Annotated in this window: 19 protein-coding genes; 1 reads left to right on the top strand and 18 read right to left on the bottom strand. The window is 48.9% G+C overall.

Features of this window, described 5'->3' with window-relative positions:
• Positions 1–63 precede the first annotated feature (63 nt).
• From spoVM to ACRRU2_RS01660, 17 genes are all read right to left on the bottom strand, one after another.
• Entirely contained in the window at positions 64–144 is an 81-nt protein-coding gene (gene spoVM / locus ACRRU2_RS01740; RefSeq protein WP_331702365.1) for a stage V sporulation protein SpoVM, read from the bottom strand.
• A gap of 118 nt (positions 145–262) precedes the next feature.
• On the bottom strand, positions 263–544 hold the full coding sequence (locus tag ACRRU2_RS01735; protein WP_331702345.1) for a hypothetical protein: 282 nt from the start codon (positions 542–544) through the stop codon (positions 263–265).
• Positions 545–554: 10 nt separating this feature from the next.
• Complete coding sequence (rpe, locus tag ACRRU2_RS01730; RefSeq protein WP_432499756.1) at positions 555–1,202, bottom strand: ribulose-phosphate 3-epimerase; 648 nt, start codon at positions 1,200–1,202, stop codon at positions 555–557.
• A gap of 2 nt (positions 1,203–1,204) precedes the next feature.
• The gene (gene rsgA, locus ACRRU2_RS01725) at positions 1,205–2,161 is read right to left on the bottom strand and encodes a ribosome small subunit-dependent GTPase A (RefSeq protein WP_432499754.1); all 957 of its coding nucleotides are present in this window, start codon (positions 2,159–2,161) and stop codon (positions 1,205–1,207) included.
• Complete coding sequence (pknB, locus tag ACRRU2_RS01720) at positions 2,130–4,322, bottom strand: Stk1 family PASTA domain-containing Ser/Thr kinase (RefSeq protein WP_331702342.1); 2,193 nt, start codon at positions 4,320–4,322, stop codon at positions 2,130–2,132. The genes rsgA and pknB overlap by 32 nt, the downstream gene beginning before the upstream one ends.
• Positions 4,319–5,083, bottom strand: coding sequence for a Stp1/IreP family PP2C-type Ser/Thr phosphatase (locus ACRRU2_RS01715; RefSeq protein ID WP_331702341.1), 765 nt, complete (start codon positions 5,081–5,083; stop codon positions 4,319–4,321). Before ACRRU2_RS01715 ends, pknB begins: the two co-directional genes overlap by 4 nt.
• 13 nt (positions 5,084–5,096) lie before the next feature.
• Positions 5,097–6,143, bottom strand: coding sequence for a 23S rRNA (adenine(2503)-C(2))-methyltransferase RlmN (rlmN, locus tag ACRRU2_RS01710; RefSeq protein WP_331702340.1), 1,047 nt, complete (start codon positions 6,141–6,143; stop codon positions 5,097–5,099).
• 147 nt (positions 6,144–6,290) lie between these two features.
• On the bottom strand, positions 6,291–7,700 hold the full coding sequence (gene rsmB / locus ACRRU2_RS01705; protein WP_331702339.1) for a 16S rRNA (cytosine(967)-C(5))-methyltransferase RsmB: 1,410 nt from the start codon (positions 7,698–7,700) through the stop codon (positions 6,291–6,293).
• Complete coding sequence (gene fmt, locus ACRRU2_RS01700; RefSeq protein ID WP_432499753.1) at positions 7,697–8,641, bottom strand: methionyl-tRNA formyltransferase; 945 nt, start codon at positions 8,639–8,641, stop codon at positions 7,697–7,699. Before fmt ends, rsmB begins: the two co-directional genes overlap by 4 nt.
• The gene (gene def, locus ACRRU2_RS01695) at positions 8,641–9,129 is read right to left on the bottom strand and encodes a peptide deformylase (RefSeq protein ID WP_331702364.1); all 489 of its coding nucleotides are present in this window, start codon (positions 9,127–9,129) and stop codon (positions 8,641–8,643) included. Before def ends, fmt begins: the two co-directional genes overlap by 1 nt.
• Positions 9,130–9,196: 67 nt before the next feature.
• Positions 9,197–11,695, bottom strand: a complete 2,499-nt coding sequence (gene priA / locus ACRRU2_RS01690) for a primosomal protein N' (RefSeq protein WP_432499752.1) — start codon at positions 11,693–11,695, stop codon at positions 9,197–9,199.
• Positions 11,692–12,924, bottom strand: coding sequence for a bifunctional phosphopantothenoylcysteine decarboxylase/phosphopantothenate--cysteine ligase CoaBC (coaBC, locus tag ACRRU2_RS01685; protein WP_331702336.1), 1,233 nt, complete (start codon positions 12,922–12,924; stop codon positions 11,692–11,694). Before coaBC ends, priA begins: the two co-directional genes overlap by 4 nt.
• A 41-nt stretch (positions 12,925–12,965) precedes the next feature.
• Entirely contained in the window at positions 12,966–13,490 is a 525-nt protein-coding gene (locus ACRRU2_RS01680; protein ID WP_331702335.1) for a YfiT family bacillithiol transferase, read from the bottom strand.
• Positions 13,491–13,774: 284 nt separating this feature from the next.
• On the bottom strand, positions 13,775–13,984 hold the full coding sequence (rpoZ, locus tag ACRRU2_RS01675; RefSeq protein WP_432499751.1) for a DNA-directed RNA polymerase subunit omega: 210 nt from the start codon (positions 13,982–13,984) through the stop codon (positions 13,775–13,777).
• A gap of 16 nt (positions 13,985–14,000) precedes the next feature.
• Complete coding sequence (gene gmk, locus ACRRU2_RS01670) at positions 14,001–14,618, bottom strand: guanylate kinase (protein WP_331702363.1); 618 nt, start codon at positions 14,616–14,618, stop codon at positions 14,001–14,003.
• A gap of 13 nt (positions 14,619–14,631) precedes the next feature.
• Positions 14,632–14,892 carry an extracellular matrix/biofilm regulator RemA gene (remA, locus tag ACRRU2_RS01665; RefSeq protein WP_331702333.1) on the bottom strand — a complete coding sequence of 87 codons (261 nt, stop codon included), beginning with the start codon at positions 14,890–14,892 and terminating at the stop codon, positions 14,632–14,634.
• Positions 14,893–15,344: 452 nt separating this feature from the next.
• Positions 15,345–18,107: a calcium-translocating P-type ATPase, SERCA-type gene (locus ACRRU2_RS01660; protein ID WP_432499750.1), complete on the bottom strand. Its 2,763-nt coding sequence runs from the start codon at positions 18,105–18,107 to the stop codon at positions 15,345–15,347.
• Between the two features lie 152 nt (positions 18,108–18,259).
• Between ACRRU2_RS01660 and ACRRU2_RS01655 the strand changes: the two genes are divergently transcribed.
• Positions 18,260–20,005: an Rqc2 family fibronectin-binding protein gene (locus ACRRU2_RS01655; RefSeq protein WP_432499848.1), complete on the top strand. Its 1,746-nt coding sequence runs from the start codon at positions 18,260–18,262 to the stop codon at positions 20,003–20,005.
• 109 nt (positions 20,006–20,114) lie between these two features.
• On the opposite strand, the gene ACRRU2_RS01650 is transcribed toward ACRRU2_RS01655, so the two are convergent.
• Complete coding sequence (locus ACRRU2_RS01650; RefSeq protein WP_432499749.1) at positions 20,115–21,002, bottom strand: PHP domain-containing protein; 888 nt, start codon at positions 21,000–21,002, stop codon at positions 20,115–20,117.
• Between the last annotated feature and the right edge of the window lie 65 nt (positions 21,003–21,067).

The following is a 21,067-nucleotide window of genomic DNA, read 5'->3' as shown; positions in this document are numbered from 1 at the left end:
AAGCTCATAATAAAGCTAGCACTTAGCAATTAAAGACCGTAGGTGAGTAATAGGACAGCATATTTAATTTTTTTGGAAGGTATTTAAAATTGCTTTTACAAACCCGCCTAAAAATTTAGGCAATCTGATCGTATAAAATTTCATGCCTCATCCCTCCTCAGACACGCTCTTCGAATTAGGCCGTCACAAAACCTACGCTTATGTATTCATACTATGCAAGGCTGCTCCGTACTATTCCTATGCGTATGCGGATATTCGAGGATTAAGACACATTTGTAAATAATTCAGGGTGTTCTTTAGCATATATGTACATGGCATATATAATCGTTGACAAGAAAAAGAAAAAGATAGCCAGTACGAAAAACGTAATGCGAAGACCCAATCGCTCAAAATTTTTGAAAAAGCGAATGCCTATATAAAGCGCTAACAAAGAAAAAATATAGCGGTGAAACTCTGTAATATTAGAAAATAGCGCAAGCGACAATCCCGCTAACAGCGAATACGCGCACACAATTAAAGCGGTCATAAATCGGGAGCGTTCCATAACTCTCCTCCTAACGAAGTGATGATATAGCTTGCTCTAAGCTTGGAGCACCAAACACTGCGCTGCCTGCTACAAGCACGTTAGCGCCAGCCTCGCGAACTAGTGCGGCTGTTTCTGCATTAATGCCGCCGTCAACCTGAACATCGATATGTCCGATACCTTTTTCATTGATCATTTTTGTTAGCTGGCGAAGCTTGTCGAGTGCATGCATAATAAAAGATTGCCCGCCGAATCCAGGGTTTACCGTCATAATGAGAACCAAGTCCAAATCATGAATGATCGATTCCAATGCAGATACCGGAGTAGCAGGATTGATAGCCACCCCAACCGGCAGCCCTTTGCTCTTAATATATTGGACGGTGCGGTGCAGGTGAACGCAAGCCTCTGCATGAATCGTAATACGGTCAGCACCGGCAGCAATATACTGGTCGATCGACAGCTCCGGCTTTTCTATCATAAGATGCACATCGAATGGAAGCTTAGTCACAGCTCGCACTGCTGCTATTACGGCCGCACCGAACGTAAGGTTTGGAACAAAATGACCGTCCATTACATCGATATGTATCCAGTCTGCACCTGCTTTCTCGACTGCTTTAATGTCATCTCCAAGCTGTGCAAAGTTAGCAGATAGGATGGATGGTGCAATAATTGATGCCATTTTCAGTACCTCCGTTTTTTCTCTTTCATTTCTTCTAGAAACAGCTTGTAATGCTCATGCCTGCTCGGTGCCAGCCTGCCCTCTTCGAGCGCTTCCAGCACAGCGCAGCCGGGTTCTTGAATATGCGTACAGCCTCTAAATTTGCAATTCGGGGACAATTCGCGCATCTCCACAAAGCATGAGCTTAAATCGTCTACGCCAAGCTCGACAAAATCCAGCTGGCTAAAGCCAGGCGTGTCTGCCACCAAGCCTCCGCCTATATCAATAAGCTCCACATGTCTGGTCGTATGCTTGCCGCGGCCAAGGCGATTGCTGATCGCATTTGTTTCCAGCTGCAAGCCAGGCACGATCGTATTAAGCAAGGAAGATTTCCCTACCCCTGATTGGCCGGCAAATACAGCGAGATGGCCCTTAAGCCTCTCTCTAAGCTCCCCAATGCCGTTGTTGCGCTTGGCGCTCGTGCTGTAAACCTCGTAACCGATTGCTCCGTATATTTCGTTAACGGCGGCTGACATCGCTTTGGCTTCCTCAGATTCATCCCCGTCCTGCTCAAGATCCTTTTTGCTGAGGCAAAGCACAGCAGGGATGTCCGCATGCTCAATATGCACAAGAAATTTATCCAGCAGCTGCAAATTTAATGACGGCTCCGTAACGGAGAACACCAGTATCGCCAAATCAATATTAGCAACAGGCGGCCTGACCAATTCGGAGGAACGAGGGAACAGTTCCGTAACCGTTCCCTCGCCATTATCTGTCATGCTAAAACGAACCCGGTCGCCGACGAGCGGAGTAAGGCCTTTCTTCTTGAAAACTCCCCTGGCCCGGCATTGGATTTCTGACGGAAACCGCAAAGCATCATCGGCACGCACATAGTAAAAGCCGCTAAGCGCCTTGATAATCGTCCCTACTTGTTCCAATTGTTCAGATTTATCCTTCTTGTTCGTTTCCATGCTCATCATTTAGCTGCTCGCTTTCCTGATCTTTATTGTGCCCGTTGCCATTAAGCGGGCCGTCCACCGGCTCAGCCGGCTCTTCCTCGGGCACATGCTCTTCCTCTTCACCCGGTATAGTCACGGTTCCGCTGTTAGAGCCTTGAGCCAGCTCTTCATAATATATTTGTTTAATATCGATCAGCTGTTTATCTCGCGTAATAGAAATTCTAGCAATTGTGTCCGGAGCCAAAACTACCGTAACCGGGATCGTTTCAGTAGTTGTAATGACACGGGAAACTGTTTCGACATTTTCTCCTCTGGCATCAGAATAAGCAATTTTAACCTCGCTTGACTGACCTACTTTAGCTGGAGAAATAACTACATTGAACTGATATGTTTTCGAATCTGCCGGAATCCCCGTGGATACACGAATAGTAATCGTCGAACCTTTAGCTACCATATCACCAGGCTGGTGGTTGTCCTGGCTTATAATTTTGTCCTTCTCAACCAAATAGCTTGCTTCGTATATAATATCTTCTTCTTTTAGCACCAGCTCTAGTGATTTGAGCAAATTACGTGCCGTTTTCAAATTCATATCAACCAGCTCGGGCATTTCCACTTGCTCGCGGCCTTTGCTTACTGTAAATGTAACTATAGCTTCGGTAGGATCAAACATTTCTTTTTCAGGCAAGGACTGCTCTAAAATTGTATTTGGAGCTTCCTCGCTGAATGATTCCTTAATTATAATCTGGTCTTTTTCGCGCATTCCGATACCTGTCAGCTCATCAATGACAGCTTGGATCGGCTGACCGACATAATTTTTCATCTCTTTCATTTCAGGGCCGTCGCTGACGTGCAGCTGAATATAGGAGCCTTCCTTCGCTTTCGTGTTCTTTTTGGACTGGTCTATGACGACGTCCTTCGGCACGTCCTTGCTGAATTCCCTAATGAGCGGATACTCGACTCTCAGCTTCGCTTCCTCTAGCAAAGCTTTCGCTTCCTCGATCGGTTTATCAATTACATATGGCACCAAGACATCATCTACGCTGAATCGGTCCAGAATCCATATAAAACCGGCTACGATCAAGGCAAGAATAAACAAGGTCACCCCAACGACAGCAAGCGGCTTCTTCCACTTTTTAGACGGTCGTCCGGCTTGCTCTGCAGCAGGCATCGCTGCTGTATTTTCTAAAAGCGGATGATCGTCTTGTCTGGCTGTATTCTGCTTTGCATTCACACTAGGCTGTTTGCCTGTGCCCATTGCAGAGGCCGCAGCCGTAGACGGATTTTCACCGCGGATGGCAGGCATAATAATTGTCTCGTCCAAATCATTAAAAGTATGGAAGGTGAGCTTAGGCTCATGAAGCCGTTCCGGAAGCAAGCAGGTTTCCAGATCAGACATCATTTCCTCGGCAGAGGCATAGCGTTCGCTCGGATTTTTGCGCATCGCCTTCAAAATAACATTTTCGACGCTTTGCGGGATATGCGGATTAATTGCCTTAGGCTCCGCAAAGTTTTCTTGCAAATGCTTAAGCGCCACGCTGATCGGGCTTTCGCCGAGAAATGGCAGCTGTGCAGTCAGCATTTGATAGAGCACAATTCCCAAAGAATATAAATCTGATTTTTCCCCCGTATTGATGCCTTTGGCATGCTCAGGTGAAAAATAATGCACAGAACCTACGACAGAGCCGGTATGCGTAATCGTCGAGGATGTAACAGCTCTCGCAATGCCGAAATCCGTTACCTTCACTCGTCCGTTATTTCCTATCAATATATTATGAGGCTTAATATCACGATGAATAATATGATTGTGATGCGCATGGTCAAGCGCGTCACAAATTTGTGCGGCTATGCCTACAGCCTCTTTCACTTGCAGCGGAGCAAATTCTTTAATAATCTCATTTAAATTTCGGCCTTCAATATATTCCATTACGATATAATGCGTCTCGCCTTCCTGCCCGACATCATAAATGCTGACGACGTTGGGATGCGACAAAGCTGCCGCTGACTGTGCCTCCCGGCGAAACCTCTGTATAAACTCTTCATCATGGACAAATTGCTGACGCAGCACCTTAACCGCAACCTTGCGATTAAGCAAAATATCATGAGCCTTGTAGACAAGCGCCATGCCTCCGCCGCCTATACGCGACAATATTTCATATCGCCCGCCTAATTCATGTCCAATCATTGCAGTCGCTCCTCTCGCTCCCTGTCTGCAGACGGCTGGATCAGGACGACTGTTACATTGTCGTCTCCACCGCCATTCAGTGCCAGTTGTATGAGATGGTCGGCTTTTTCCTCAAGCTCCAGCTCTTCATTCATGATTGCGCCTACGATCTCATTCTCACTGACCATATTTGTCAATCCATCGCTGCAGAGCAGCAGCGTATCGCAAGATGACCACTTTACTGCCTGTACGTCGATTTCTACATGCGCATCCGTTCCTATTGCTCGAGTCAATACGTTGCGGCGCGGGTGATTGACTGCCTCATCCTCACTAAGCTGACCTGATTTCACCAGCTCATTGACCAGAGTATGATCCACTGTAAGCTGCTCCATAGCGCCTTCGCTAACTTTGTAGGCTCTGCTGTCGCCTACGTGGCCAATAATAATATTTGCTTCCTGCAAAAGCGCCGCTACAATTGTCGTTCCCATATGCCGATAGCGCTCCTCGCGCGAGCTCAACTCATAAACGGTGCTGTTAGCTTCTGTAATAGCTTGGCGCATAAGCATTTTGCCCTCCGGCAAGGAGAAACCGTCGCCCGGAAGATTAGACTTCATAGCGAAGCAAAATGCTTCCACTGCCATACGGCTGGCAACGTCTCCGGCTTGATGCCCGCCCATTCCGTCTGCTACAACTGCAAGCGCCGTTCCTGTGCTAAGCTTCCCCGTCCAAGACTGATCCTCGTTGACTTGACGGACGCATCCAATATTACTGCGGTTAGCCATTAACAATCGTTCATCACCTCGTAGTGGATTCCATATGCTTCGCCCTTAATTGGCCGCAAGCAGCCGCAATATCGTGGCCTTGCTCCCTGCGTATGGTAGCGTTGATATTGTTTTGCTCCAAAATACGTTGAAATTGAAAGATTTCATCCCGCGACGTTCTAACATATTTGCGCTCCGGGACATGATTGACCGGAATTAAGTTGACATGACAAAGCAAGTCTTTAAGCACATCAGCCAGCTCCTGAGCGTGCTCAGGCTGGTCATTTACACCGCCAATCAAAGCATATTCGAACGTAATCCGGCGGCCCGTCTTGGCAATATAATAGCGGCAAGCCTCCATTACATCTTCAAACGGAAATCTGCGGTTGACCGGCATCAGCTTTGAGCGAAGCTTGTCATTCGGCGCATGTATGGAAAGCGCCAAGTTTATTTGCGTATTTTCATCTGCGAATTTGTACATGCTAGGCACAATTCCGCTCGTCGATACGGTAATGTGGCGCTGTCCGATATGAAGCCCTTTCTCATGAATCATAATGCGTAGGAAATTCATAGTCGCATCATAATTTTCAAATGGTTCTCCGGAGCCCATAATCACGATGCTAGATACTCGTTCATCTGTCGCATCCAGTATTTGCTGGGCAGTTACAACCTGTGCCACAATCTCGCCTGCTGTCAGATTGCGCTTGAGCCCGCCCAAGGTGGAGGCGCAAAACGTACAACCAATGCGGCAGCCGACCTGTGTTGTTACGCAGATGCTGTTGCCGTAGCTGTGCCGCATAATAACCGTTTCGATCGCATGGGCATCATGCAGCCCAAACAAAAACTTGACCGTACCGTCTTTGGATTCAAACCGTGTAATTTCCTGCAGCGTAACGAACTGGAAGTGCTCTGTAAGCTTTTCACGCAGCTGCTTGGACAAATTCGTCATTTGTTCAAAGCTTGTTACCCGCTTCACATAGATCCAGTCAAAAAGCTGGTCAGCCCGAAAGGAAGCCTCTCCATTGTTGGCCATCCATTCCTGCAGCTGCTCTAACGTATAATCATAAATAAATGGTTTCATTTTATCACAACCTGTACACCAATATATGTTTCTCGCGGCAAGCAGCTATACGTTTTTAACGCCTATTCTGACTTGCCATCGTTTTATTTTAACATAAGCGGCATTGTTCAGCTACATTTGTCCTTTGCTGCCTCTTATCCAGTCCACTTAATCGCATCTGACCATGCGCGCTATAAAGAAGCCGTCGCTGCCAAAATGCTGCGGCAGCAGCTGCAGCATGCCATTGAATGTGCTGTCAATAATGCCTGCCTCGCGCAAGCGGCTCAGCGTATCCTCCGGCCAGGCTGCATCCAGCTTGAAGTGAGGATGCTCTGCCAGGAAATGCTGAACCTGCTGCTCATTCTCTGCAGCCTCGATCGTGCAGGTGCTATAAACAAGTACGCCTCCGCTGCGAACAAGTTGCGCTGCGACCGGCAATAGCTTCTTCTGAAGGGCGGCAATCTCTGCAATATCCCCCTCCGTTTTAGTCCATTTGATCTCAGGCTTCCTGCGAATAACGCCAAAACCTGAGCATGGCGCATCCAGCAGCACGACGTCCATTGACTTCTCTTCGAAGCGCTCGCCAAGCAGCAGGGCGTCAGAGGTGATCGCCTCTACATTGCGCAGCTTAAGCCGTTCGCTTTGGGCTGTAATCAAAGCGCGCTTGTGGGCATGCAAATCATTGGCCCACACCTTGCCTTTGCCTTCCATCAGCTCAGCCAGATGAGTGCTTTTCCCTCCTGGCGCCGCGCAGCAATCCAGCACCTTCATGCCTGCCTGTGGCGAAGCGGCTTCCGCGACGAGCATAGAGCTCTCATCCTGAAGCGACCATTTGCCTTCAACAAAATCTTGGCGCTCGGCCAAATGGCCCCCGCCCTTTACGACAATGCCCATGCGGGCTGCCGGCGACGGAATAGCTTCAAGGTCATCTTTCTGAAGCTGCAAAAGCACCTGCTCGCGCGTTGCCGCAAGCGGATTAACGCGAATGCTGGCATGAGGCTGCTCATTGCCTGACCTGCATATTGCAGTTGCGGCATCTTCGCCATAACTTGCCAGCCAGCGCTGAACCAGCCACTGCGGGTAAGAATATTGGAGTGCTATCCGTTCAACAGCGGTATCAGCCTTTATATGCTCAATGCGCAAACGGTCTCGATTGCGATCGGCATTGCGCAGCACGCCATTCACCATGCTGGCAATGCCTGCATGTCCGCGGCGCCGTGCGATCGAAACAGCTTCATTAACCGCTGCATGAGCAGGAATACGGTCGAGAAACAGCAGCTGATACAAGCTTAAGCGCAGCAGCTGGTGCACCCAAGGCTCGAGCTTCCTAAGCCCCTTGGCAACAAACTGCGCCAGCCAGTAATCCAAAGTCAGCTGCCGCTGCAAAGTACCATATACTAGCTCTGTCGCGAGCGCAGCATCGGCACGGGACAGGCTTGATTCCTGCAGAGCGCGGTTGAGCTGAAGATTGCTGTATGCGCCGCCCTCCGCGACTTTAACCAGCGTATCAAGGGCAACATCGCGCGAGGTCGCAGATTTGCGGGACGGAGCGCGGCCACCGGCGCGGCGCCCCGTCATTGCTCGGCTCCCTGCTGGAACGCTGCTCCAGTCTCAATTCTTGCGCCCTGCAGCCACTGCGCAGCGCTCATTACTTTTTTCCCTGCCGGCTGAACTTCATTAACAACAAGCACTCCCGCACCCGTCTGCACATGCAGCCCCGCGCCGTCAATCGCAATGATCGTTCCGGCAGCTTTACCTGTTTGGCCGTCTCTGGCGCTGCATGTCCATATTTTAAATACTTCACCGTTCAAATAAGTAAACGCTCCTGCCATAGGCGACAAGCCGCGTACTTGGTTAAATATAGCTCTGGCTGGATTATTCCAATCAATTCTCTCGTCCTCGCGCGTTAAATTCGGAGCATATGTCGCTTCCTCATCATTTTGCGGGACAGCCTGCACCGAGCCGTCTGCAATGCTTGGCAACGTTTCGCTGAGAAGCTGCGCACCAGCTTTGCTCAGCTTGTCAAAAATAGTACCTGACGTATCCCCATCCGTAATCGGTACGGACACTTTGCTAATCATGTCACCGGTATCCAAGCCTTCGGCCATATACATAATGGTAACGCCTGTTTCCGACTCGCCATTAATAATGGAGCGCTGAATAGGCGCGCCGCCGCGATATTTGGGCAGCAGGGAGCCATGCACATTAATGCAGCCGTACTGTGGCATGTCCAATACAGCCTTAGGCAAAATTTGCCCGTAAGCCGCCGTTACAATTAAATCAGGCTTATACTGCGCCAGCTGCTCGACAGCCTCGCGGCTGCGCATTCGTTCAGGCTGCAGCACCGGAAGGCCCAGCGACAACGCCGCTTCCTTTACAGGGGGCGGCGTCAACGTCTTTTTTCTGCCTTTTGGACGATCCGGCTGTGATACAACCGCGACGACTTCATACGATTGCTCAACAAGCAGCTTTAAAGAAGGAACAGCAAATTCCGGCGTACCCATAAAAACAATACGCATTAAGACTCGCCGCCTTTTCTAGCTAATTCGGATATGTCATATACATTAAGCGCAATATCAGTAAACAGGATCCCGTTCAAATGGTCGATTTCGTGTTGAAACGCGCGTGCAAAAAAACCGGAAGCCTCAATCGTGATCGGCTCGCCATCACTATTTTGCCCCGCTACGACAATACGGTCAGCTCTTTTTACTTCGCCATTCAAATTCGGTATGCTCAAGCAGCCTTCCGGCCCAACCTGCTCGCCAGACTGCTCGACAATAACAGGATTAACCATCTCAACAAGGCCATTCTCGTCTCGCACATCTACTACGATGACCCGCTTGGAAATGCCGACCTGCGGCGCGGCAAGGCCAACGCCCTCAGCGTCATACATCGTTTCCGCCATATCCTTAAGAAGCTTTTTCAAATTCGGATTAAATTTCGTAACTTCCTTCGCAACCTCGCGCAGGACAGGATCTGGTTCCTTCACTATTAATCGTATACTCATCATTCTTCATCCTTTTCGTAGACATAGGCTATCTATATTATATTTATTCAAAAGCATTCATTCGTGACTACAGTATAACTTGCGGATCTACATCAATACTATAATGAATTTGCTTCTGCGCGGAGCGCTCCGCATATTGCGCGAGCGTCTGCTCAATAATCGAGGCGGCATTAACGCTCCCTCGATATTTTAGCACACATTGGAAGCGGTAGCGATCTTTCATTTTGGCAATGGGCGATGCGACCGGCCCTAATATTTCCAGCGCTCTTGGCAATCCGCTGTCCAGCGGCACGAGCACGCCAAGATGCGCAGCCAGACCGCGCAGATCGTCGACAAACTGTGCGCTGGCAGCTGACAGCAGCGGCAGCTGATCATGCGACATCGTCACGACGATCAGTCTGCAGTAAGGGGGATACCCCAGCATGCTGCGATGCTGCAGCTCGCGCTGCACAAACGAATTAAAGTCATGCTGTGATGCGCAAGTAATCGCGTAATGCTCAGGTGTGTAGGTCTGCACGACGACCTCTCCCGGCAAATGATGGCGGCCTGCCCGTCCGGCAACCTGGGTTAATAATTGAAACGTCCGCTCTGCGGCGCGAAAATCGGGCAAATGCAAGGAAGTGTCGGCGGCTATAACGCCAACAAGCGTCACATAAGGAAAATCGAGCCCCTTGGCAACCATCTGTGTGCCTAGCAAAACATCTGCCTCGCGATTTTCAAACCTTTTCAACAGCCGTTCATGTGCATTTTTTTCGGTCGTTGTATCCACGTCCATACGTATCACTCTAATACCGGGATAAAGCCGGGCCAGCTCTTCTTCCACCTTCTGCGTGCCTGTGCCAAAAAAGCGGATATGCTCGCTTTGGCAGGAGGGGCACACTTTAGGCGTATGTTCAGCATAACCGCAATAATGACATCTCATAACCTGTGATTTTTGATGATAAGTGAGCGCGATGTCGCAGTGCGGACATCCCGCAGTATAGCCGCAGGAACGGCACATGACAAAGGTGGAGTAACCGCGCCGGTTAAGCAGCAGCACGGTCTGTTCCTTTCTTTCAAGCCTTTGCAGCAGCCCTTCATGCAGCTTGCGGCTAAACATGGAGCGATTGCCAGCCAGCAGCTCCTCCCGCATATCGACTACATTAACCTGCGGCATTGGCCGATGGCCGACACGATTAGGCATCTCCAGCAAAGACGACCGGCGCGGGCCTGTCTCTGAGCTAGTCCTTCTGGCGGCAGCCGCATAGGTTTCCATCGCAGGTGTAGCCGATCCCAGCACTACGGTAGCGCCATGCTGCTTGGCGCGATATACCGCAACATCTCTGGCGTGATATTTAGGACTTTCCTCCTGCTTGTAGGAAGATTCATGCTCCTCGTCGATAATAATTAAACCAAGCTGCTCGAATGGAGCAAATATGGCAGAGCGTGCGCCGATCGCTACCCGAACCTGCCTGCTTCTAATTTTGCGCCACTCATCATAGCGCTCACCGCTTGACAGCCGGCTGTGCAGCACCGCGACCTCATCCCCGAATCTGCCTTTAAATCTTTCCACCATTTGTGGCGTAAGAGATATTTCGGGCACGAGAACGATCGCTTGCTGATGCCGCTCCAGGCAATACTGAATCGCCTGCAAATACACCTCCGTTTTGCCGCTTCCTGTAATGCCGTGCAGCAGGAAGGTTTGCGGCTCCTTGTCCCCGATAGCAGCTGCAATCTCGCTATACACCTTTTGCTGCTCGTCAGTAAGCGGCTTTGGCTCCGTCGCTTCAAAATGACGCTTGGCATAGGGATCCCGCTGCTGCTCGGTCTCTTCTATAACGATCAGCCCTTTATCCGCCAGCGCGCGAACCGCCGAGGCCGATATCCCTTGCTCCTTGGCCAGATAAGCAAGTGAAACAGGCTCCTCCGCTTCATATATGTAAGTCAGAGCTGCAGCCTGCTTGCCTGCATTTTTCGGAAGCTTAAGCAAGCTTTCTTCAAGTCCAGCAGCTCTGGCAGCTTCGGACAAGCAGGCCGTCAATATCGTTTTAATTGAAAGCTTATCTTTTATCGTCGGATGCAGCGAAAGCGCACCCGTTTTGAGCAATTCCTTAATCCGCTTGCTATCTTCCGGAAAGCGCGCTGTCAGCTGATCGAGCAGCACATAAGGTCCATGCTTCTCAATCCATGCCGCCGCTTCCCCGGACAGTGTCTGCTGCACTTCCTCCAGCTGTCCAATTGCAACATAGCGCTCCTCTTTTCCCTTTAGCGCGACGGGAATCATCGCTTGCAGCGCCTGCGTCCAAGAGCAGCAATACTTGTCGCTGAGCCATTTGGAAAGCTCAATTAAATCCGGCAGCAAGGGCGGTACAGGATCAAGCAGTTCGGACACAGGCTTCAGCCTGGACTGCTCAATAGACGTATCGCCGGCCAGGCCAATGACGAAGCCCTGCAAAACTCTGCCCCCAAAGGGGACCCCTACCCGACTGCCAACCTCGATCCATTGCTCCATCTCAGAGGGCACTAAATAATCAAAAGGCCGATCCGTCTGGCGGCTCGGCACATCTACAATTACTTTTGCAATCATTCGATCGTCCCCCGCTTTGCGGTGTAACGGTCGTATATGATATCCATTAGCCTGCCCGCGACTTCGCGCTTTGACATTAACGGCAAATATTGAACCAGTCCTTCTTCTGCAAATACTTGCACAATATTTGTGTCGCCGTTAAAGCCGGCTCCTGCAGCGCTCACATCATTCGCCACAATAAGATCGCAGCCTTTGCGCCTTAGCTTATCCATCGCATATTGCTCCAGCTGCTCCGTTTCGGCAGCGAAGCCTACAAGGAACTGCTGTTTTTTCTTTTCGCCAAGCAGCTTCAATATATCCGTCGTTCGTTCAAGCTCAAGCACGAGCCGGTCGCTGCTCTTTTTAATTTTTTGCTCGCTTTTAACAACCGGTCTATAATCGGCAACTGCTGCTGCCTTTATAACGATATCAGCCGTCTCAAACCTTGCCAGCACCTCATCCTGCATTTGCTGCGCGGATTCGATAGACACGAGCGTTATCCCTTCCGGCATTTTCGCCGTTACGCGTCCAGCCACAACCGTCACGTCAGCTCCCATTTTTTGAGCAGCCTCCGCAATGGCAAACCCCATCTTGCCGGAAGAATCATTCGTCAAATAACGCACGGGATCAAGACGCTCCATTGTGCCGCCTGCCGTAATAAGCAGCTTCTTGCCAGCAAGCTTATTGCTGCGTTCAAACCACTGTATGACAGACTCAACAATCTGTTCAGGCTCAGCCAGCCGTCCCTTGGCTACATAGCCGCAAGCCAGCTGCCCTGTGCCGGGCTCAATAAACATAGCCCCTCTCGCAGCCAGCTTCTCCATATTGCTTATGACAGCCGGATTTTCATACATATGAACATTCATTGCCGGCGCAATAACAATCGGACAGGATGCAGCCAGCAGCGTCGTACTAAGCATATCATCCCCGAAGCCTCCGGCCATCTTGGCAATAATATTTGCGGTAGCAGGCGCAACAATAATGAGATCAGCCTGGTCTGCCAAGTGAATATGTGTAACAACCTCGGGATTGCGCTCATCAAAGGTGTCTATATGAACAGCGTTGCGCGACAATGTTTGCAGTGTGAGCGGCGTAATAAATTTAGCGGCGGACTCCGTCATTATGACATGAACATTGGCGCCGGCTTGAACGAGCTTGCTGCAAAGCACGGCGCCTTTATATGCGGCAATACCGCCTGTAATGCCCAATAAAATCGTCTTCCCTTGAATCGTGCTGCCTGGTAAATTCATTTCTGAGTCTCCTGTCTGTTCATGCTACTTCGTACGTTCTATTACCAATCCTTGCGAAGCTTTGCGTTTGTTATTTGCGTCAAATGATGCATAACATGCCATGCCGAAAAGCCTAAAAAATAAGAAAGGCGAATTTGGCTGCCCCGCTCCGGGTGATAAAATTGCTTTGCAAAATCAGTAGTTTGCATGGAGCGCAGCAGCTGCACCCAGCGCACATATATACCTTCAACCATAAGAAGACTTGGAGATATAGAAGCATTGGCACCATCAATCAAGTTAGCCCAGGAGTCGGGGTTGAACGGCTTGATCGTAGGGTTGTTTTCTGTCAGAGCCAGCTTGAATCTAGTAAAGCCATTCATTGAAGCATCAGCCAGATGATGTACAAGCTGCCTGATTGTCCAGCCGCCTGTTCGATAAGGGGTATCCAGCTGTTTATCGTTAAGGCCGGCTACAGCATCCTTCAAAAGCTTTGGAAACTGCTCCAGATCATTAATCCACTGCTCGCGCTGCTGCGACGACATCCCTTCAAAAGCGAACTTTCCAATCGGATAGCGTAAATCTTCCATTATTATCTCCTCCTCATATTTAAGTTGAATGCGTTTGTTTTGGCACTGCTTATATTCAAAGAGGAATAACAAAAACAAGAGTGTGCATGAGATGCCTATAATTATGCTATTCAAGCAGCTCCCGTTTCATTATTCTTCGAAAACCAAATTAAACCGCTGCTCCGGCTGTCCTCTATGCCTTCTCTTTAACAAGAATAATGGCCAAGCCTGCTAAATAGCCCTTAAAATTTAAAAAGGAGCGCTCACTGTCGCCAGTTGCACTCCACATCCTGTTCCATGCTGCCTTACTCATCCTTGGAGGCAAGCGTTTCTACTTGTATATAATCGCCATAAATTTCTTCCAAGGCTACGCCTACAAATTTATGCGAGCGCGGATCCCCTAGATCCGACTTCTCGCCATTGCGCAGCATTCTGGCGCGTCTTGACGCGGCTACGACAAGCGTATACTTGCTATCTACTTTTTTAACCATTTCATCTATTGACGGATAAAGCATGAAATATCCCCCTCACTTAGTCTTTCTGAGTTACGGCCTGCATCTCAGCTCTTGTGCCCAGCTGTTTGGCCGTGCGGCAATGCTCGGCAATAATAATGCTGCGAATGCGATCGCAGGCTGCGTCGATTTCATCATTCACCACAGCATAGTCGTAATGACTGAGCAATTCCATCTCTTGAGTCGCTACGTTCATGCGCGTATTAATTGTATCTTGAGATTCCGTTCCACGTCCAGTAATTCTTTGCTTAAGCTCTTCCATCGAAGGCGGCAGCAGGAAAACAAAGACGGCACTCGGAAACTTCTCTTTTACCTTCAGTGCGCCTTGAACCTCAATTTCCAATATAACATCTTTACCGCTGGCGAGCGTTTGCTCTACAAAATCACGCGGAGTGCCGTAGTAGTTGCCCACATACTCAGCGTACTCAAGCAAGGCCTCCTGCTTGATCATTTGCTCAAACTGCTCTCTTGTTTTAAAAAAATAGTTGACTCCGTCTACCTCACCTTGTCTTGGTGCCCTTGTCGTTGCCGATACCGAGTAGACGATTTCCGGCATACGCTTGCGCAATGCAGCGCAAACTGTTCCTTTGCCTACGCCAGCCGGTCCGGACAAAACAATTAACAATCCCATCTGCACAATACTCCCTGTACTATTCGTCGTTATCGTCATCCTTGGTGGAAAGACGATGTGCCACTGTTTCAGGCTGAACTGCTGATAAAATGACATGGTCGCTGTCTGTAATAATAACAGCTCTTGTTCGTCGCCCATAGGTAGCATCTATCAGCATCTGCCGATCTCGAGCTTCTTGAATAATCCGTTTTATCGGAGCCGATTCTGGACTAACAATAGAAATAATTCGATTCGCTGATACGATATTGCCGAATCCGATATTAATAAGTTTAATAGCCAAGCCAGATCCTCCCTCCGCTTACGGTCCCTCAACGCGCTTAACCTATTTTCGTAACTTATGAGTTAAAAATAACAGTATGACTGATGCATTTGCTATGCATGAAATCCCATACTCATCTCATTGCAACATTTGCGTAATTGCTATTGCACTATTGTTGACGAAAATTAGTAGAGGCATACGTTTTATGCCCTTCATGAACTTATGCCTTATTTTAATTGATTTTTCTAATATGAACAAGCCATATTATGAAAACATTTCATAACACAAAAACAATCGCCGCATAAATCGTTTATTCCATTATAGTTTACGTGCCTTATTAAAAGTACAAACAAAAACAACAATCTATAAACAAAGATAGGGTGCTTAAGCTTATAAACTATATTTTAACTAAAACAGCACCGACTCCTTACGGAATCAGTGCTGTTTTAGTTAAATTAGGTGAGGCCAGATATTTAAGCCGTTCTAGTTGCTGCCGGCCATTGCTTTTTATGCTTCGGCTTCGATTTGCCCAGTACGCTGCCAATGCCCATAAAGAAGGTCGGGATTCCAGCCGCTACTATGACCAGACACCATTCTCTGAAGCCGAGCGGCACTGTTTTGAATATCGGCTGCAGCGCTTCAATGTACACTACACCTACTAACAGCAGGATAGAAGACAGAACTGCAAGCACGAGATACTTATTTTGGAAAGGGTTGCGGTGGAAGATGGAGCGCGAGCTGCGGCAATCAAATACATGAATGAGCTGCGCCATAACCAATGTCGCAAAAGCGACCGTCTGCGCTTCCTTTAGCGAATCAGCATCGCCGGCGCCTTGAATGAGCGTCAGCCAGAAGGCGCCTAGCGTACACAGACCAATCAGCACGCCACGGCTAATAATTTTCCATCCCAAGCGCCTTGCAAAAATATTTTCCTTGGCGCCGCGCGGCTTCTGCTGCATTAAATCCTTCTCCGCCTGATCTACACCCAGCGCCATGGCAGGCAAGCCGTCCGTTACAAGATTGACCCATAAAATCTGAATAGGTACAAGCGGCAGCGGCAAGCCTGCCATCATAGCAAAAAACATAACTAAAATTTCTCCGACGTTGGAGGCAAGCAAATATCGAATAAATTTGCGAATATTTTCATAGATCCCTCTGCCCTCTTCAATCGCCGAAACAATCGTCGCAAAATTATCATCGCTCAGCACCAAAGAAGCTGCTTCCTTGGTGACATCCGTACCGGTAATGCCCATCGCTATGCCGATATCGGAAGCTTTAATTGCCGGCGCGTCATTGACGCCATCCCCGGTCATCGCCACTACATGGCCTTTTCGCTGCAAGGATTTGACGATTCTAAGCTTATGCTCTGGTGAAACTCGCGCATATACATACACATCATCGACGATCCGGTCCAGCTCCTCATCTGAAATTGCCTCCAGCTGCTTGCCGCTCATCGCCGAGCCGCCGCGCTTCATAATGCCAAGCTGACCAGCAATCGCTTCAGCTGTAAGCTGATGATCTCCTGTAATCATTACCGTCTTGATTCCAGCTCTGCTGCAGGTTGCAATCGCATCCTTTACCTCGCGGCGAGGAGGATCAATCATGCCGGTAAGCCCTACAAACACAAGTCCTTTTTCCGCGGACTGCTCCGAATCGCAATTCTCATCCTTGCGCAGCTCGCGATAGGCCATGCCTAGCACGCGCAGGGCGGAATGCGCCATTTGCTCGCCGGCTTCTATGCATTTGCGCTTCAGTGTACCTGTAAGCGGAACGACCTTGCCTTCCCACAGCACATAGCTGCAATACTCGAGCAAAATGTCAGGAGCGCCCTTGGAGCATACAAGCTTGCCGCCCTGATGAGAAATGACGACCGACATGCGCTTTCGCTCAGAATCAAATGGAAACTCTTGCTCGCGCTTGTACAGCTTCTCAAGCGTTTTTCCGGAGGAGCCAAGCTTCGCGCTTAGTACGGCCAACGCGCCTTCCGTAGGATCGCCTTTAAGGATCCAATCCTCCTGCTCCGCATTTTTATTGCGTTTATCATTATTTTTTACAAGCTGCGCATTGTTGCAAAGAGCGCTGATTTGCAATAATCGTTTAATGGAAGAATCATGACGGTAATCAACCTGCTTGCCGCCTTCGTAAAGCTCGCCAACTGGCTCATAGCCTTCACCGCTTACTTCATATTTCCTGCCGCCGATCCACATATGCGTGACCGTCATTTTGTTTTGTGTAAGCGTTCCGGTTTTATCAGAGCATATAACCGAAGCACAGCCAAGCGTTTCTACAGAAGGAAGCTTGCGCACGATCGCCCTTCGCTTGATCATTCTTTGCACACCCAATGCAAGTGCGATCGTAACGATAGCAGGCAATCCCTCCGGTATTGCTGCTACCGCCAAGCTTACCCCGGCAAGGAACATATTATAAGCCGGCTGGCCGTGCATAATTCCTGCAACAACAACCATTATGGTTAAAGCAACCGCAACGATAATCAAGAGCTTGCCAAGCTGCTCAAGCCGGTGCTGCAGCGGGGTGTCCATTTCCTTCGTTTGCTGGATCATTCCGGCTATTTTCCCCATTTCAGTCGCCATGCCGGTGCGGATAACAACTCCTTTTGCGGTTCCTCTTGTTACCATCGTGCTCATAAAGCCCATATTTTTTTGATCGCCCAGAGGCAGCTCTGCTTCTTGTATAACGGACTGATGCTTGCCGACAGGCACGGATTCACCCGTGAGTGCAGATTCCTCTATGTAACAGCTGTTCGTCTCAATAAAACGAATATCAGCCGGCACCCTGTCTCCGCTTTCCAAGCAAACGACATCACCAACTACCAGCTCCTTGGCCGGAATCGATACTATTTCTCCTCCTCGCAGCACGCGCGCCGTAGGCGCAGACAATTCTTTCAATGCCCGCAAGGAACGCTCTGCACGAAACTCCTGGATAAAACCTAACACTGCATTTAGAACCAAGATCGCTACAATCGTAATCGCATCGAGATATTCGCCCAGAAAAGCGGCAATCAGCGTTGCTCCAAGCAAAATAAGCACCATAATATCTTTAAACTGACTTAAAAAGATAATGATTGGCGATGCCTTTTTCCCTTCTGTAAGCTCATTGCGACCATCTCGCTCCAATCTCTTTGCTGCATCAGCAGGCTGCAGCCCCTGCTCAGGAGAGCATTCCAGCGTATTCGTCAGCTTGTCTATCCCCATCTGATGCCATTTCATTTGTTCCATCGTATGACTCCCTCCCGTAATTTGCCGATCCTGTGGACAGCCATCTAGTGCAATATATTCGGACAGACTGTAAAATATCACATTGCCGCTTAAGTTTTTGCTTTAAATATGGCATGATAGAGGAAGACTGCTTGAAGAAAAGAGGAATACCTATGGCACTAGACGGCATTGTTACATCCGCAATCGCGAAAGAGCTTGCAAAATATGCAGGCGCTCGAATTTATAAAATTTATCAGCCTTCCCCGCATGATCTTGTATTTACGATTAGAGGCGCAGGCGGGCAGGTTAAGCTGCTGCTTTCAGCAAATCCAACCTATCCGCGCATTCATTTTACAAATAAAACGTACGTCAATCCGCTGGAAGCGCCGATGTTTTGCATGCTGCTAAGAAAGCATTGTGAAGGCGGAGTCATCGAAGCGGTGACGCAGGTAGGACGCGAGCGCGTGCTGCACATCGATATTAAACACCGCGATGAGCTTGGGGATATGTCAGCCAAACGTCTCATCGTAGAAATAATGGGCAGACACAGCAATATTATATTGACCGACGCGGCGACCGGCATTATTCATGACGGCATTCATCACGTCACTCCCGCTATAAGCAGCCATCGTATTATTTTACCTGGCAGCAGCTACATAGCCCCTCCTGAGCAGGGCAAGCTTGATCCGTTCTCCATCACCAGCAAAGAGCAATTTGATCAGCTGTGGAATGATGCGAGCGAAGAAAATGCAGAATTGCCTGCCGCAGCTGAGCCATACAAAAAGCTTGTTCAATTGTACAGCGGCATCAGCCCGCTTCTTGCAAAAGAAATTATATATCGCAGCGCCGGACAAGTTTCCCCTTGGGACAGCTTCTACTCCGTCATGCAGCAAGCAGCGGCGGGCAGCTATGAGCCGACTATCGTTATTGAGGATGGAACCGATAAATCTTATTTTTCTATTATTTCGCTTACTCATGTACAAGGAGCCAGCACGACCTATGGCACAATCAGCGAGTGTTTGGAGCAGTTTTATGGCGACAGGGCAGAGCGTGACACAGTCAAACAGCGCGCTGCTGATCTGATCCGCTTTGTAATGAACGAACGCGCCAAAAACGAAACTAAAATCAATAAATTTAAGGAATCGCTTGAAGAAGCAAAGGATGCCGAAAAATATCGTATTCAAGGAGAGCTTCTAACCGCCTATATGCACGAAATCAAGCGCGGCGATACATCAATTTCACTGCTTAATTTTTATGATGAGAACCAAGAGGAAATAACGATACCGCTTGACCCGGGGCTGGCTCCATCTGAAAATGCCCAGCGCTATTTCCGCAAATATACGAAATTTAAAAACAGCCTCGCTTATGTACATGAGCAAATGAACATAGCAAGCACAGAAATTACCTATTTCGAAGCGCTTCTGCAGCAGCTGGACAGCGCCTCGATCGCTGATATTGAGGAAATTCGCGAGGAACTTGTTGCGGAAGGCTATATGAGAGAACGCGCCAAACGCGGGCCTAAAAAGAAAAAATCGGCTAAGCCGACCCTGCAGTGCTATACTTCCTCGGAGGGTATATCCATTTATGTGGGGAAAAACAATACGCAAAATGAATATTTGACGAACCGGCTTGCTGCAATCCATGATACATGGCTGCATACGAAAGATATTCCCGGCTCACATGTCGTCATACGCGAAACAAATTACGGCGATGCGACGCTTGAAGAAGCAGCGATGCTTGCCGCCCATTTCAGTCAGGCAAAAGGCTCCAGCCTAGTTCCGGTCGATTACACAAAGATTAGACATGTGCGCAAGCCTAATGGAGCAAAACCGGGCTTCGTCATTTATGACAACCAAAAAACGATCTTTATTACACCCGACGAAGAGCGTATTAAAGCGTTAAAGGTAGAAACGAAATAAACTGTGAAATTCATTTCCGACGTTTTAGCCAAATCTATCGTTTACCATCAAAAAGGGGCCCTGTCATATCCATGACCATGGGCCTCTTTTCAAAAGACGGGGTATCCGTTTATCCTTGCATTAGCTTTTCAACAATCGCTATATCTGCTGATTTGCTGCCAAGCGCCCCGTGATAGCTTCCCTCAGCCCGCTCACCGTGATAATCCGATCCTCCTGTAATCAGCACATTGTATACTTGTGCCAGCTGCGAATAACGGCGTTCTGCCTCAGTATCATGATCAGAATGATAGGCCTCTATGCCTAGTGCGCCCCCCTTTTGCAGCAGCTCCTCTACTAGTCTGTCGTTATGATATAGCCCTGGATGAGCAATTACACTTACACCGCCCGCATCACGAATCCAGTCAATCGCTTCAAATGGCGTAATGCGCGGTACGGCTGCATAAGCTGCGGCGCCGGCTGCCAAATATTCGTCAAACGCTTCTCTAATCGTCTTTACAATACCCCGCTTAACGAGCACCGCAGCGATATGCGGTCTGCCGATAGATTTTCGCTTATCATCTTTCGATCCTGTCTGGCTATCATGATCAGCGTTTGCCGCCTCCATGTGAACATCCTCTAAAGTTATCGCAATGCCCATTTTGTTTAGATTGCCGATTATGAGTTCATTACGCTTGCTTCTCGCATTCCGCTGCTCTTGCAGTCGGGATTGAAGCACAGCATCTTCAAGTTTGATGCCATAGCCCAGTATATGAATTTCAGAGCCGTTTATTGCGGTGCTTATCTCAACGCCCGGCACTATGCGGATACCCAGCCTGTTCCCTTCCTCCTGAGCCTCCGCAACGCCTGCAGTCGTATCGTGATCAGTAATGGCAATTGCCGACAAGCCCAATCGGCTTGCCAGCTGCACAACCTGAGCCGGCTGCAGCAAGCCGTCCGAGGCCGTCGTATGAACATGCAAATCAGCTCTGTTATGTAACTTACTGTTTAATTGTTCCATCTATAAACCCTCCTCTTGCGCATTACTACTATAAATCAAGAAGCCTGCGACTAATATTATAGCCG

Source organism: Paenibacillus sp. GXUN7292 (assembly GCF_050864975.1).
Lineage (GTDB): Bacteria > Bacillota > Bacilli > Paenibacillales > Paenibacillaceae > Pristimantibacillus.
Note: the sequence above shows the minus strand (reverse complement) of the source record. Positions and strands in the feature narration are given on the sequence as shown.